The 13,432-nt window shown below is 43.5% G+C and carries 18 protein-coding genes; 9 read left to right on the forward strand and 9 right to left on the reverse strand.

The window, feature by feature from the left end; translation table 11 throughout:
- Positions 1-49 precede the first annotated feature (49 nt).
- Positions 50-589, forward strand: a complete 540-nt coding sequence (locus tag T487_RS0105360; RefSeq protein WP_081827573.1) for a folate family ECF transporter S component — start codon at positions 50-52, stop codon at positions 587-589.
- A 208-nt stretch (positions 590-797) separates the two neighbouring features.
- On the forward strand, positions 798-1,268 hold the full coding sequence (locus tag T487_RS15800; protein ID WP_051651533.1) for a hypothetical protein: 471 nt from the start codon (positions 798-800) through the stop codon (positions 1,266-1,268).
- Between the two features lie 89 nt (positions 1,269-1,357).
- Here the strand turns inward: T487_RS15800 and T487_RS0105370 are convergent, their stop codons facing one another.
- From T487_RS0105370 to T487_RS15805, 4 genes are all read right to left on the reverse strand, one after another.
- Positions 1,358-1,795 carry an ACT domain-containing protein gene (locus T487_RS0105370; RefSeq protein WP_031574984.1) on the reverse strand — a complete coding sequence of 146 codons (438 nt, stop codon included), beginning with the start codon at positions 1,793-1,795 and terminating at the stop codon, positions 1,358-1,360.
- A 24-nt stretch (positions 1,796-1,819) separates the two neighbouring features.
- Positions 1,820-2,782: an L-threonine 3-dehydrogenase gene (locus T487_RS0105375; protein ID WP_031574986.1), complete on the reverse strand. Its 963-nt coding sequence runs from the start codon at positions 2,780-2,782 to the stop codon at positions 1,820-1,822.
- 12 nt (positions 2,783-2,794) lie between these two features.
- Positions 2,795-3,982, reverse strand: coding sequence for a glycine C-acetyltransferase (locus tag T487_RS0105380; protein WP_031574989.1), 1,188 nt, complete (start codon positions 3,980-3,982; stop codon positions 2,795-2,797).
- Between the two features lie 183 nt (positions 3,983-4,165).
- Positions 4,166-4,921 (reverse strand): HNH endonuclease, encoded by a 756-nt coding sequence (locus T487_RS15805; protein ID WP_051651534.1) that lies wholly within the window; start codon positions 4,919-4,921, stop codon positions 4,166-4,168.
- Between the two features lie 313 nt (positions 4,922-5,234).
- Here T487_RS15805 and T487_RS0105390 point away from each other — a divergent pair, with 313 nt between their 5' ends.
- From T487_RS0105390 to T487_RS0105405, 4 genes are all read left to right on the forward strand, one after another.
- Positions 5,235-5,474 (forward strand): hypothetical protein, encoded by a 240-nt coding sequence (locus tag T487_RS0105390; RefSeq protein WP_031574995.1) that lies wholly within the window; start codon positions 5,235-5,237, stop codon positions 5,472-5,474.
- 9 nt (positions 5,475-5,483) lie between these two features.
- A complete protein-coding gene (locus T487_RS0105395; RefSeq protein ID WP_031574999.1) occupies positions 5,484-5,669 on the forward strand; it encodes a hypothetical protein in 186 nt (61 codons plus the stop codon).
- 77 nt (positions 5,670-5,746) lie between these two features.
- Positions 5,747-6,466 carry a Crp/Fnr family transcriptional regulator gene (locus T487_RS0105400; RefSeq protein ID WP_051651535.1) on the forward strand — a complete coding sequence of 240 codons (720 nt, stop codon included), beginning with the start codon at positions 5,747-5,749 and terminating at the stop codon, positions 6,464-6,466.
- 206 nt (positions 6,467-6,672) lie between these two features.
- Positions 6,673-6,873, forward strand: a complete 201-nt coding sequence (locus T487_RS0105405; protein WP_031575005.1) for a DUF6199 family natural product biosynthesis protein — start codon at positions 6,673-6,675, stop codon at positions 6,871-6,873.
- Positions 6,874-6,972: 99 nt separating this feature from the next.
- On the opposite strand, the gene rimO is transcribed toward T487_RS0105405, so the two are convergent.
- Together rimO and T487_RS0105415 are read right to left on the reverse strand one after the other, a co-directional pair.
- The gene (rimO, locus tag T487_RS0105410) at positions 6,973-8,298 is read right to left on the reverse strand and encodes a 30S ribosomal protein S12 methylthiotransferase RimO (RefSeq protein ID WP_031575008.1); all 1,326 of its coding nucleotides are present in this window, start codon (positions 8,296-8,298) and stop codon (positions 6,973-6,975) included.
- 139 nt (positions 8,299-8,437) lie between these two features.
- Complete coding sequence (locus tag T487_RS0105415; protein WP_031575012.1) at positions 8,438-9,325, reverse strand: LysR family transcriptional regulator; 888 nt, start codon at positions 9,323-9,325, stop codon at positions 8,438-8,440.
- 108 nt (positions 9,326-9,433) lie between these two features.
- Here T487_RS0105415 and T487_RS0105420 point away from each other — a divergent pair, with 108 nt between their 5' ends.
- Together T487_RS0105420 and T487_RS0105425 are read left to right on the forward strand one after the other, a co-directional pair.
- Positions 9,434-10,015: a chromate transporter gene (locus tag T487_RS0105420; protein WP_036909225.1), complete on the forward strand. Its 582-nt coding sequence runs from the start codon at positions 9,434-9,436 to the stop codon at positions 10,013-10,015.
- The gene (locus tag T487_RS0105425; protein ID WP_341349276.1) at positions 9,999-10,568 is read left to right on the forward strand and encodes a chromate transporter; all 570 of its coding nucleotides are present in this window, start codon (positions 9,999-10,001) and stop codon (positions 10,566-10,568) included. Before T487_RS0105420 ends, T487_RS0105425 begins: the two co-directional genes overlap by 17 nt.
- Before the next feature lie 89 nt (positions 10,569-10,657).
- On the opposite strand, the gene T487_RS0105430 is transcribed toward T487_RS0105425, so the two are convergent.
- Complete coding sequence (locus T487_RS0105430; protein ID WP_051651536.1) at positions 10,658-11,917, reverse strand: sensor histidine kinase; 1,260 nt, start codon at positions 11,915-11,917, stop codon at positions 10,658-10,660.
- A complete protein-coding gene (locus T487_RS0105435; RefSeq protein WP_031575024.1) occupies positions 11,898-12,596 on the reverse strand; it encodes a response regulator transcription factor in 699 nt (232 codons plus the stop codon). The genes T487_RS0105430 and T487_RS0105435 overlap by 20 nt, the downstream gene beginning before the upstream one ends.
- A 119-nt stretch (positions 12,597-12,715) precedes the next feature.
- On the opposite strand from T487_RS0105435, the gene T487_RS16390 reads away from it, so the two are divergent.
- Complete coding sequence (locus T487_RS16390; RefSeq protein WP_155953243.1) at positions 12,716-12,889, forward strand: hypothetical protein; 174 nt, start codon at positions 12,716-12,718, stop codon at positions 12,887-12,889.
- A 61-nt stretch (positions 12,890-12,950) separates the two neighbouring features.
- Here the strand turns inward: T487_RS16390 and T487_RS0105445 are convergent, their stop codons facing one another.
- Entirely contained in the window at positions 12,951-13,394 is a 444-nt protein-coding gene (locus T487_RS0105445) for a MarR family winged helix-turn-helix transcriptional regulator (protein ID WP_031575027.1), read from the reverse strand.
- Positions 13,395-13,432: the final 38 nt, after the last annotated feature.

Here is a 13,432-nt window from a genome sequence, read left to right on the forward strand (position 1 = left end):
TTTATGTGGTGAATCACCAATAATAAGGGAGGTCATTTTTTTGGAAAAAATGATGCACACAGTCAAGTTGTCCGCACAGGAGATGAGAAAAACCTCCGTGGTTACCATCGGTGGAGTCCTCATCGCCATCAGCGTCGTCTTATCTTTCTTTAAAGTCCCCTTGGGTCCAACCCTGCAGATCAGTTTCTCCTCGCTGCCCATAGCCGCCGGCGGAATGCTCTTTGGACCATTTGTAGGCGCTGTCATCGGTTTTGTCAGCGATCTATTGGGATTCATCGTGAGGCCAAATGGGTTCTTCTTCCCAGGATTTACCCTGAACGCCATTCTCATCGGTGTTTTCTACGGGTTCTTTTTCTACAAAAGAAAGGTAACGCTTCTGAACGTTATACTCAGTTCCCTACTGGTGACCCTTGTCATCAACCTGGGACTTACAACTCTTTGGCTCAGCATGATGTATGGAGATGCTTTCATTGTGCTTCTCGGTGCACGTGTTCTGAAAAACGTTCTTTTGTTCCCCATAGACACAGCACTTCTTTTCATGATTCTAAAGGTCATGGAAGATCTGCGGCATCGCTTTAAGATCAGTTAACTTGTATACACAGTACTTACCCAATGACGATTTCCAAAGCAGTTCATTTTTTGAACTGCTTTTTTATTTTATCAATCTTTCATGAAGTCTTCAGATTTTCATCAGTGGATATCCCCCCCCCTATATGTTATACTCTTTTTGATAATACTATTAAATCTTGTATACTATCCATCTTCAAAACTATATTGTCATAGAGGAGAGGTGTTCCGTGAAAAATAACTTACTCACTAAACTGTTGAAAAAGCTTGCTGCAGCTGCAGGCATCCTATTGGCTTTCGTTCTCCTTCTTTCTCTTGCTGGTTCCTATGGCCGATACCAGGACCAGAAGAACACGAAAGAACTAGTTCTAGATCATCTTGATTTCCTCAATGATAGTATTGAAAGCGAGGACTATGAGAGAATTCTTGAGCTTGAAGGTGTACAGGAATTAAGGTACTGGAAAAATGATGGGGAAAGTCTTATCATAGAGTATTTCTGCAAAGGTGCAGGCATCGCACCTGGTGGCAGATATGCTGGATTTTACTACACCAGTGAGGATCAACCTGTGGGCTATGAGGGCACTGCCTCAAACTTCACCAAGGAAAAGAACGGGTGGAGATGGGAAGAGAAGAATGGTGACAACTATGAGTACACAGAGAGAATTGCAGCCCATTGGTACTACTATGAAGCCGGATTCTAACCTTACGCCACCATTATTCCATGACACCCTATTGAACAACTGAAAAAGCACAGCAAAAAAGAGCACCCTCGTGCTCTTTTTTAGTTTCATTATTCCACTGCCACCAGCTGAACAGTGATGATATACTCTTCTTTCTCAAAAATGTCTAGAAGCTCCTTCACACCAATGTTCATTTCCTGAGTATCAATAGTGAGATTCATGCTTGCCGCATTATTGATCGGAATATCCTGGTTGATGGTGATGATATTCGCATTGAACTGACGGAGGGTCTCCAGAATCTTGGATAGAACGCCCGCCTCGTGGCTGATCAGGAAAGAAAATGTTGCTTTTCTTCCTTTGCTTCCTTCTGAAAGAAGAAAGACATGATCTTTATATTTATAGTACGCACTTCTAGAAATGCCCACTGCCTTTACACCTTCACTGATGTCTTTCACTTTTCCGGTATGAATCAGTGTCTTCACTTCCAGTACCTTTGTGAAAATCTCCGGCAGAATTCTGCTGTTGACTACATAGAGCTCATCGCCCATAAATTCACCTTCTTTCATCTTCCCTTACCTGTCCTTGATATTAAGCTTGATACGAAGCTTTTCCAGCATATCCTTGGTCATGGCTGCCAAGTCATATTCTGTCTTGAATCCCCATTCCTCTATGGCTGCTGTGAAATCAATGTTGTCCGGCCAGTTGTTTGCGATGCCTTGTCTTACTGGATCCACCTGATAGGTCATGGTGAACTCAGGAATGTGTTTTTTGATTTCCGCAGCAATCATCTCCGGATCAAAGGACATGGCGGAAATATTAAATGCATTTCTATGGATCAGCTTCTTAGGATCTGCTTCCATGAGCTGGATGATGGCATTGAGCGCATCGGGCATATACATCATATCCATGAAGGTGTCCTTGTCAATGTAAGATTCATAAGAACCTTTCTTCAGTGCATCATAGTAGATATCCACTGCATAATCTGTGGTTCCACCTCCTGGAGGTGTCACATAACCGATGAGTCCCGGGAATCTTACGCCCCTCGTGTCCACGCCGAACTTCTGGAAATAATAATCACAAAGAAGCTCTCCAGAAACTTTTGTTACTCCATAAATGGTAGTTGGTCTCTGGATGGTATCCTGAGGCGTATCCTTCTTTGGAGTACTTGGTCCAAAGGCTCCGATGGAGCTTGGCGTAAAGAAGCTTGTATTGTTTTCTCTTGCCACTTCCAAAGCATTCACCAGACCACCCATATTGATGTCCCAGGCAAACTTTGGATTTCTTTCTGCAGTGGCAGAAAGAAGCGCTGCCAGGTGGATGATGGTATCCACCTTTTCATTCTTCACAATTTCCGCCATTCTCTGTCCATCCAGAACGTCCAGCAGCTCATAAGGACCTTCCAAAAGGGGTGACCCTTCTTCTGGTCTTCTGATATCTGTACCAATAACATTGCTTGCTCCGTAATGATCTCGTAAAACAGTGGTCAGTTCTGATCCCAGCTGACCCATGGCACCTGTGATGAGTATTTTTTTCATAGTAGCTCTCCCTTATATTACGCCTAATTCTTTTCCGATTTTTTCATAGATTCTCACAGCTTCCAGAAGCATTTCTTTGGTATGCTGAGCCGTAGGCATATTTCTTACTCTGCCTGTACCCATAGGTACTGTAGGGAAGACGATGGATTTGGCATAGACTCCTTCTTCAATGAGTCTTCTGGAGAACTTCTGAGTCAGCGTCTCATCTCCAATGATTACAGGTGTGATTGGTGTCGCAGATGCTCCAATGTTAAAGCCCAGCTTTTTCAGTTCTTTCTTCAGGAAATCTCCGTTTTCCCAAAGCTTCTGATGAAGACTTGGGTCCTCTTCCATAATTCTGATGGCTTCAATACAAGCTGCCGCATTGGCAGGAGTTAACGATGTGGAGAACAGGAAGGGTCTTGCACGAACCTTCAGCCAGTCAATAAGATCCTTGGTTCCTGCCACATATCCACCGACGACGCCAATGGCTTTAGACAGTGTTCCCATCTGGAAATCAATGTTCTTGGCATGCCCGAAATGCTTCACTGTACCAGCACCTTTTCCCATGACACCTGATCCATGAGCATCATCTATATAGGAAATGATATCCAGCTCTTTACATACTTCTACGATGCCATCAATATTTGCCACATCTCCATCCATGGAGAAGACGCCATCACTGATGTACATGATTTTCTCATAAAGTCCGGAAGCAATGGCTTCCTTTGCTTTCGCACGTAGATCTTCCATATCCTGATGCTTCACACGGATGATCTTTGCACCGGATAGTCTGCATCCATCTATGATAGACGCATGGTTCAGTTCGTCAGACAAGATGGCATCTTTCTTCGTCATCACCGCAGAGATTGCCCCCATATTGCAGTTGAACCCGGATTGGAAGGCAATGGCAGCTTCCGTGCCTTTGAATCTTGCAAGGGTCTTTTCCAGTTCATCATGAATGTCCATGGTACCATTGATGGTTCTTACCGCACCTGCACCTACGCCATATTTGTCTGTGGCTTCTTTTGCCGCATTCTTCAAACGCTCATCGTTTGCCAGTCCAAGATAGTTGTTGGAAGAAAGATTAATCAGTTCTCTTCCTCTAATTTTTATCTTGGGTCCATTGGCCCCTTCCAGAATATCAATCTCATTATACAGCCCTTTGCTCTTCAGATCGTCCAGGTTCTCTGATAGGAACTTTTCTAACGCTTTGCTCATTTCGACCTCCTGTGTACTTCGTGTATTTACAAATAGTTTTATTTGTCCGTATACTCAATTATAACAGAGGGGAATCAGTTAGAAAACCCTCCCTGAAAAATTGATTACTTTATAAGAAATCCTTTACATTCATCGATAATCTGATAATAGAAAAAAGTCTACCAATACAATGTGGTAGACTTTCTACTTATCCAGTTTATGAAGTTCGGATTGAATCTTGATGATCTGCTGCAGCTCTTTCACGGACAGATCCACTTCTTTGCTTCTGTGAAGGATACCATGGCAGTTGTCACAGACAGGAATAAAATCCTTCTCCAGATTAAGCTCCTCCAGATTCTTGTCTTCCATGCCAATCTGATGAATCTGTATGTATCCTTTGGCCACATCTCCATAGATATGTTCAAAGTTAAATCCGCAGATGCCACAACTGACACCATGGATTTTAAGTACCTTAAGCCGAACATCCGGATCCAGTTCATATCGGGCTTTCACTCCATAGATGAATTTATCTTCATGAAACATGTACTCCTTGGCATCCTTCTCCACTTCCTCTGGAAAAATCACATCCGCTCTGAAGATGAGCCTGTCCACCTTCTCTATGCGAAGAAGCGGCGCATTTTCTTCCCGGATGTCATAACCATAACTTTCATAGATATATTTGGATGCAGTATTTCTAAGCTCTCTCGTGAGCTCTTTTCCCCATCGGAGCTTCCCCCGGAGTCTCTTGTAGTCATCCAGGTACAGTACCCCGTAATAAAGGGTATGATTATAGGTGATTTCAATGTCCCAACGGTCATGCTTTTCCATCTCATGAAAATGGAAAAAATCCCTGAGGTAATTGGGAATCCGGATTTCTCCATAGGTAAGAAGAGACTTGTCTATTCTCTTAATGATAATGCGCTCATTGATGATTTCAAAAGAATGCACTGTTTTTTCCAACCGTTCCCTCACCTCCACAAGATAAAAATTAGCCCAACATTTCCCCCGTACCATCAGGATGAAGAATAAGAAGATCCTCGGTCTGACCCACTTATTCTTCTCCAAATCCTTATGGCAGAACTTATCTAGACACACATAAACTATTTGAAATTTCCCATTGGTCTAATTTTCAGTATATTATCTATTATAGGGGAAGGAGCATATTTTCTCTACCCACTTGAAAATCTTTTTTCCTTAGCCCCATAATCTTTATTGCATAAAATGCATCTTAGTGCTAACATAGGGAAGAATTATTCCTAAGGGAGGATCTCAAGTGAATTTAAATGAAGTAATGAAGTTTGTGGAAAGTGAATATATCATCATCAACAATACCCCCTGCGAACTCTGCGGCGGTAACTTTCTCACTGAATCGGTAGGTCTTCGCTTTGACAGCGGAAAGCCTGAAAATATCACCCTATGTATCTGTGAAGACTGTGGACATGAAAGAGAATTCTCTTTCAGAGCCCCTTTTATACATCCCGTCACTGGAGAACAGCAAGAAGAATTAAACTAGAGGTGTAGAATGAAAAAAGAAATACTGGATGCAATCAACGAAGACATCGAAGCTGCATTAACCGACGTAACCGAAATGGAAGCTATTTTGACAGAAGATAGTGCAGAAGAAAAAATCAAAGAAAAATTCAGGATGCTGTCTCACAAAGTATCCAATCTGGAGTCTCTCCTGAAAAAAGAAGGGATTCTGGAATAGTAAAAACAGGATGCTTATGGTATCCTGTTTTTTATAGGTGACAAGTTCATCATTGACATAAAAGGACAGGTGAAGCCATGCTGCTTGAAACTGGATGCAAATGCAGCTGTGACAGCTGCAAGAGAAACGGAGTCTCATGTGTTGACCAGATCACTTTATTTGACTCCCTCACTTTTGAACAGAAGAGACTGATTTTAAGTAAATCCGTCCATAAAACCTTTGATAAAGGAGAACTCATCTTCTCTCCTGGTGACCCTGGGGATAATCTCTATATCATCAATATGGGAGAAGTGAAGATCTATAAGCTGTCCAGTCAAGGCAGACAGCAGATTCTCCACGTTCTTGGTCCCGGCAGCTTTTTGGGCGAACATGCTCTTTTTGACAGTCAGCCCATCCTGAACACCGCAGAAGCCATGAAGCGAACCAATCTCTGCATTTTAAAAGGAAAAGACATCAAAGAGCTCATCCTTTCCCATCCGGAAATGGGACTGAAAATCCTGGAGCAGTACGCCAAGAAAAATGTGCAGATCCTTGATATCGTGGAATCCATCGGACTCTATGATGTGGAGCAGCGCATCGCCAAGTATCTCCTGGATCTTTCCACAGAGTTCTCCTTGAAAGCTTTTAAACTGCCTTTCAGTAAAGGAACACTCGCCAGTATCATTGGCACCTCCCAGGAAACTCTGAGCCGTAAGCTGTCTGCTCTTCAGGATGAAGGAATTCTGTCTCTTCAAGGGCAGAGAAACATCACCATTTTGGACCAAGAACGGTTGAAAGCCATACTGGACCGGGAATAACTCTCCTCAAATCACCTAAGACCATGCAAAAAATGCATGGTCTTTTATTATATGACTGGAACTCAATTTTCATAAAGAATAATCCATCAAAATCCAGTATACTATACATATACAGATACAAACTCAAGTATCCTTATGATGAACTTTGAAACAAACATAAAAATATCCATTCTTCAAGAAACTGGTAAAAACAAAGGGGGATCACCATGATAGTTTTAGCGGTCATGCTCATGTCACTTGGATTAATAATGTTTTTCAAGACGGATTGGTTTTGGAGACTCACCGAGTCCTGGAAATCAGAGAAAGTCTCTGGTCCATCAGAGCTCTATGACATCAATATCAAATTTGGCGGGATCATGTGCTTCCTCGTCGGTTTGGCAGGCGTTGTCACGGAGCTGTTTTTTTAATAGAAATAATACTGGATAACACAAAAGGGATTTGCTGCAAATCCCTTTTGTTATGCTTTCATTTTATACTGCTGATGATTTGTTTCTTGAAAAAGGCAGCTATACCAGGGCGCCCACGAGGTCATACTCCAGCGCCTCTATGATGTTCACATTGACAAAAGAACCTACCATAAGCTCTCTTTCTGTCTTAATGAAAATCATGCCATCCACTTCTGGCGCCATTTCAAAGCTGCGGCCATAATATCCGTCTTCTCCCATTCCTTCCACAAGGACTTCATAGGTCTTGCCTACTTTACGTTCCAGAATTCTTCTGCTGACTTCCTGCTGCCTTTCCATGATGAGATTTCTTCTGCGTTCCTTTACATCTTTACGGATCTGCTCCTTCATGAGTGCAGCTGCAGTTCCTTCTTCCTTCGAATAGGTGAATACGCCCAGCTTGTCAAATTCAATCTCGTCCACGAAATCATAGAGCTCTTTGAACTCCTCTTCAGTCTCTCCCGGGAATCCCACAATCAGTGAAGTTCTCAATACCAGATCCGGAATTTCATTTCTCAGGGTTCTTAAGAGAGATAGAAGATCCTCTTTCTTGGTTCTTCTGGCCATTCTCTTCAGAACACCATCACTGATGTGCTGAATGGGAAGATCCAGATACTTCACAACCTTTTCATTGGTCTTCAGCTCTTCAATGAGCTCTTCGGTGAACTCTTCCGGATACAAATAAAGCACACGGATCCACTTGATACCTTCAATTTCCTTCAGCTTTCTCAAAAGCTCTGGCAGAGTCTTCTTTCCATAAAGATCTGTTCCATATCTTGTGGTATCCTGTGCCACCACGATGACTTCCTGAACACCCCCATCGGCAAGAGTTTTTGCTTCTTCCAGGATTTTCTCCATGGGTCTGCTTCTATAGGTTCCTCGGATTTTCGGAATGATGCAGTAGGTGCAGTGATTGCTGCAGCCTTCCGAAATTCTTAAGTAAGCCGTCTGACCAAATCCAGTGGTGAGGATTCTTTCTCCTTCATTGATCCCAGAATCGAGATAATCCACTGCCATGATCCGTTCACGGGTCTTGATGAATTTTTCCACATACTGGTCCAGGAAGCCATAGTTGTTCACCCCAAGAATGATATCCAGCTCCGGCATGAGCTTTAACAGCTCTTCCCCATAGCGCTGGGTGAGGCACCCAGTAGCCATGAGAAGCTTACAGTTATAGTCTTTCTTATATTCTGCCATCTCCAGGATGGTGTCGATGGACTCCTGCTTGCTGCTTTCAATAAAGCCGCAGGTGTTCACGATGATAATATCTGCTTCCTTAGGCTCTTCGGTGATCTCATAGGTGTTTTTCAGCATGCCCAGCATGATTTCTGAATCCACCCGGTTCTTGTCGCAGCCGAGGCTCACAAGCCCTAATTTATATTTCTCCATAAAATTCTCCCTTTATCCCTTAAGTTTCCACTTTTTTACAACGTTACTATTATATCTTTAATTGGAAACCGTGCCAAGAGCATCACAACGAATGAAAAAACTTAGCCCACCTAGGATTTATCCATTCTCTTTGGAAGAGTCACATCCATTTCCCCATCTCTTTTTCAATGAAAGACAAAGCTTCTTTCATTTCTTCCTTCATATACTTATCTTTATGCCAGATCAGGTGGAAGGTTCTTAGGAAAGGTTCTCCTTCCATCTCTATTTCCCGGAGCAGCCCCAGCTTGATGGAAGGCTCCACGATGAAATGAGACAGCACGGCGACCCCTAGATTCTCTCTTACAGCAGAAACCAAGGATTCATTGGTGCTGCTCTCCATGAGCACTGTGGGCTCTCCACTCATATTCCTGAACCGCTCATCCAGAAGATCTCTTCCAGCGCTTCCTTTCTCTCTTAACAGCAGCGGTTCTTCTGTAAGCTCCTGCCATGAAAAAATCCTATGGGAATCCAGATGATACTTGGGAGAACAGACTGGCACCAACCGGTCTCTTAGAATCACTTTACTGTCTATGGACGAGTCTAATGAAGGAATTTCAATGATGCCCACATCCAGAAGATTCTCCTTGATTTTCCTTATGATGCTTTGGGAGTTCTCCACCTGCACCGAGAACTTGATGCTGCTGCTCTTCTCTTGAAGCAGCCTCACCACCTGAGGAAGAATATACGTACCAATGGTCAGACTGGATCCAATCCTCAGATGGAGGGTTTTTTCATGGTCTTTCATGGCCTCTTCCAAAGATTCTTTTTCATGGATCATGCGACGCGCATGATAAAGAAAAGTTTCTCCTGCTTCTGTAAGCAGTGTTTTTTTCCCGAAACGCTCAAAGAGCTGAACCCCATAATGGTCCTCCAGCTGCTTTATGGTCCTTGAAACACTGGGCTGCGCCAGATACAGTTTTTCTGAAGCTTTGGTGAAGCTGCCCGACTCCGCCACAGCAAGAAATATTTCCATATCCCGTACTTTCATCTTCTCACCTCTATAACAATTTCGTTATGATTATTTATAAATTATACTATTTCACTTATACATCTACAAGGAGTATCATGAAAGAAACAAAAAAGAGGAGGGATTCTCATGAAAGAACCCCAAAATTTATATAGAACCCTGTTCACCTCAACCTTTATGCTCAGCGCTTTTACCTTTGGCGGAGGTTATGTCATCGTGCCCCTCATGAGAAAGAAATTTGTAGAGGAACTGAAGTGGATCGACGATGTGGAAATGCTCAACATGATCTCCATTGCCCAGTCTTCTCCCGGTGCTCTTGCCGTAAACACCTCTGTGATTCTGGGGTACAAGCTGAAAGGCATCAAAGGAGCTCTTGTTACTGTACTTGGCACCATTCTTCCCCCACTTCTTCTGCTCTCTCTGATTTCTCTATTTTATGCTTCCTTCCGGGACAATGCTCTGGTTGCCGCAGTTCTTTCCACCATGCAGGCTGGGGTTGCCGCCATCATCCTTCATGTGGTGTATACCATGACTAGAAGCATCCTGACATCGAAAAACCTGACATCTGCCTTGATTCTTTTCACAAGCTTAGTCCTGGTGATTCTGTTTCAAGTGCCCATTCTACCTGTACTCATTCTCTCTGCACTGGCTGGCTTTCTGCCAGATCTCTCCATGAAAAAGGAAGGTGAATCCCATGATGCTGTATCTTGAACTGTTCCTCAGTTTTGCCCAAATAGGCCTCTTCAGTTTTGGTGGAGGTATGGCCGCCCTTCCCCTCATTGAAAACCAGGCGGTTCAGGTGAAGGGATGGCTGACGCTTTCTGAATTTGTGGATCTCATCACCATTGCAGAAATGACTCCTGGTCCCATTTCTGTAAATTCTGCCACCTTTGTAGGCACCAAGGTGGCGGGACCGCTAGGTGCCATCTCTGCAACCCTTGGTGTCATCTTCCCCTCCGTTGTCTTAGTCCTTGTCCTTGCGTCACTGTATCACAAGTATAGAGATCTGCCTGTACTAGCAAAAGTGCTTCGGGGGCTCCGTCCAGCTTCTGCAGCACTCATCGGTGCAGCAGGCTTTGCCATTGTAAAGGTCGCTTTGAAAAAGACACCTCAGGAAGCTCTCAGCCTTCAGAACTTCAGTGGGTTCTCTCTGCTTCTTCTCATCGCTTCCTTTTTCCTGCTGGTCCGTTATAAAAAGAATCCCTTGTTCATCATTGGGCTCACAGGGCTCATTGGCGGCCTCTCCTACGTTCTCTTTTCCTGACGCAATGAAAGGATCCTATCTATATGAGCAGATGCCGCAAAAAGCACTCTACGGATGGTCGCCCATTCTATAGAGTGCTTTTTTTCTTCTTATGATTCCTTTTCGGAACTGTTTTTTCCTATTTTCAGTTTGTTTTCTTTTGGGAGCTGCACCTCAATCATGGTGCCGCCTTCTTTTCTCCGTTCTGCCCTTATGGTGCCGCCATGACAGTCGGTAATCCACTTGGCGATGGAAAGACCGAGGCCTGTACCGCCATTGTTTCTGTTTCTCGCTTTATCCTCCCGGAAGAACCGGGTAAACACTTTATCCAGGTTCTCTTCCTTGATGCCCACGCCATTGTCCAGCACTCGAATGATGCCTTTGTCCTTCGTGGAGGTGATGGAAAGCTCAATGACCCCTTCATCCTTAGTGTATTTTAAAGCATTGTCCATGAGAATGATCAGAAGCTGATGAAGATTCTCATAGTTCCCTTCAATGATCACTTCTTCTTTGGGTGTATAGACAAACTTTTTGTTCTGGATGGCTGCAAATTCTCCATAAATAATGGCGATGTCATCCCCCAGCTTCCGAAGGTCAAACCTTTCCATTTTATCCAAAGTCGCTCCGGCATCCGCACGGGTAAGGATCATAAGGTTCGAAACCATTCTGGAGATTCTTCTGCTCTCCCGAAGAGCAGGCTCGATATACTCATACCGGTCAATGATCTTCTCTTCTGGATTCCGAAGAAGTCCCTCGAGTCTACTTTGAATCACCGCAATGGGGGTTCTCAGCTCATGGGAAGCATCCTGAAGAAAAGCTCTCTCCTTCTCAATGGACTCTTTCATGGGCTTGATGGTCCTGTTGGCCAGCACATAGCTGATCATAATGGACGCAAAAATAATGAGAATACTTCCATTCACAAGGATACTCTTTAAGCTGTTCAGAACCCTAATATCCGAATCGATGTTATAAAGCACCTGCACATCCCGGAGCTCTTCTCCCAGCATCAGCTGAAACCTGGTGGTCCTATAGTGGCCACCTTTATAGGCAACGGTTTTCACTTCATCCAGTGGAAATGGCTCAAACATTTTTAAAGACTCTTCATAAAACTCCGATACAGGAAATCTCATATCAAGCTTTCCATCTTCTTCTCGGACAATGGTGATGGTCTTAGGATTCAGCGGCAGTGCCACATGAAGGTCATTGTCATAGACTCTTAAAATGGCATTTTTAAAAAGCTGCAGGTCTGTATCCACCTTCTTCATCTGATTGTGAGACACAAACATAAAGATACTCATGGAAAAAAGGCAGATGATGACAAAGAATATGGAAGCATACGTCAGAAGAATCCTAAGCTTTGTCTTCTTCATCAGGTTCTTCCTCCACAGAAAACATGTATCCTAAGCCCCGCACTGTCTTAATTGGTAAAGAATACCCATAGTTTTTCAGTGCTTTACGCAGATTCGACACATACACTTCCACCACACTGACCATGGTGTCCGAATCAAAGCCCCAGATTCTGTCAAAAATCTGCTCTTTGGTCAGGATGGTGTCCTTATTGGAGATGAGATATTCCAGAAGATCGTACTGTTTTCCCTGAAGGAAAATCTCCTTCTCTCTTAAAAACACTCTTTTGGTTTTCCTCTCTAAAGTGAGGTCCCGGTACTTGATGGTGGCGATATCCAGAAGCCTTCCGCTTCTTCTTAGGACCGCTTCTACTCTTGCCAGAAGCTCTTCTCTGAAAAATGGTTTGACGATGTAGTCATCAGCACCCAGTTTCAGCCCTTTAATCTTGTCTTCTAATCCATCCTTGGCCGTAATCATGATCACCGGCGTGGAGATTCCTTGCTTTCTTAAAGCTTCCAGCACCTCATAGCCATTCATTTCCGGCATCATGATGTCCAGAAGAATCAGATCGTAAATATCTTTTTCTGCCTCATAGAGGCCTTCTTCGCCATCCTTGGCCAGGTCCACAGAGAAACTGTCTTTAAGATAGTCTTTAATGGATTCTGCCAAGAGCTTATCATCTTCAATGATGAGCATTTTCATTTTACTTTCACCTCTATCTCCTTCCTGTCTCCATCAAAATGTAAAGACTTTCAGAAACCTCATGTTATAATGGATTATATCCTTTCATAATTAAACTTCTCTTAAAGGGGGCTCAAGCCATGGATTATCTCATCATCGTGCTGGCCATCATCGCCGTGGTGGCCGTGCTTAAGATTGTAAAATCAGCATTCAAATTTGTACTCACCGCCATTATTGTTCTTCTTGCACTGTACTATATGGATATGCAAGGATTCATCGATCTGGGCCCGATCCTGGATGCGCTGGGTATCTAAAAAAATGAGACTCAAAAAGAGGACAGAACGCTTTTACGCTTTCTCTCCTCTTTTTTCATCCCTATAATTTTTTCAGTACATCCTGTAAGGTTTTTGTCGCCTCATGAAGCTTCAGGAGATCTTCCTCTGACATTTCAGAAAGTCTCTCTCCAAGCTTTTCTTTTGCTTTTTCATGGAGCATATGGATGAACGTTTCGCCGTCCCTGGTGATTTCCACCACCAGTTTTCTTCTGTCCTTCTGCGCTTCTTTCCTTGCAATGAGCTTTTCTTCCAGCAGCCTATCCACAATGGGCGTAAGGTTCGGTTTTGACACTTCCATGATCTTCGCCAGCTCACTCATGGTTTTTTCACCCATCTTTTTCAAGAAAAACAGCACTTTGATGTGGCTCGGTGGAAGCTCCGAGATCTTGGCCATGTTCTGAAAGTTCATGAGCTTGCTGTGCATCAGCATATTCACATGAAATATATATTCTCCTGTTTCACAGATGATCTCTTGCCTATCCAACTGCCCATCTCCTTTTTTTCTTCTATACTCTATTATAA

The organism is Proteiniclasticum ruminis DSM 24773 (assembly GCF_000701905.1).
Classification (GTDB): Bacteria; Bacillota; Clostridia; order Clostridiales; family Clostridiaceae; genus Proteiniclasticum; species Proteiniclasticum ruminis.

Coding starts and splice junctions, on each gene's coding strand:
- T487_RS0105415 (WP_031575012.1), bottom strand. CDS start 9,325: ATGAAAGTACGGGATATGGAAATATTTCTTGCTGTGGCGGAGTCGGGC.
- T487_RS0105395 (WP_031574999.1), top strand. CDS start 5,484: ATGAAAAAAGAAATACTGGATGCAATCAACGAAGACATCGAAGCTGCA.
- T487_RS0105370 (WP_031574984.1), bottom strand. CDS start 1,795: ATGGGCGATGAGCTCTATGTAGTCAACAGCAGAATTCTGCCGGAGATT.
- T487_RS0105430 (WP_051651536.1), bottom strand. CDS start 11,917: ATGAAGAAGACAAAGCTTAGGATTCTTCTGACGTATGCTTCCATATTC.
- T487_RS0105375 (WP_031574986.1), bottom strand. CDS start 2,782: ATGAAAAAAATACTCATCACAGGTGCCATGGGTCAGCTGGGATCAGAA.
- T487_RS0105435 (WP_031575024.1), bottom strand. CDS start 12,596: ATGAAAATGCTCATCATTGAAGATGATAAGCTCTTGGCAGAATCCATT.
- T487_RS16390 (WP_155953243.1), top strand. CDS start 12,716: ATGGATTATCTCATCATCGTGCTGGCCATCATCGCCGTGGTGGCCGTG.
- T487_RS0105425 (WP_341349276.1), top strand. CDS start 9,999: ATGATGCTGTATCTTGAACTGTTCCTCAGTTTTGCCCAAATAGGCCTC.
- T487_RS0105420 (WP_036909225.1), top strand. CDS start 9,434: ATGAAAGAACCCCAAAATTTATATAGAACCCTGTTCACCTCAACCTTT.
- rimO (WP_031575008.1), bottom strand. CDS start 8,298: ATGGAGAAATATAAATTAGGGCTTGTGAGCCTCGGCTGCGACAAGAAC.
- T487_RS0105380 (WP_031574989.1), bottom strand. CDS start 3,982: ATGAGCAAAGCGTTAGAAAAGTTCCTATCAGAGAACCTGGACGATCTG.
- T487_RS0105405 (WP_031575005.1), top strand. CDS start 6,673: ATGATAGTTTTAGCGGTCATGCTCATGTCACTTGGATTAATAATGTTT.
- T487_RS0105400 (WP_051651535.1), top strand. CDS start 5,747: ATGCTGCTTGAAACTGGATGCAAATGCAGCTGTGACAGCTGCAAGAGA.
- T487_RS0105360 (WP_081827573.1), top strand. CDS start 50: ATGATGCACACAGTCAAGTTGTCCGCACAGGAGATGAGAAAAACCTCC.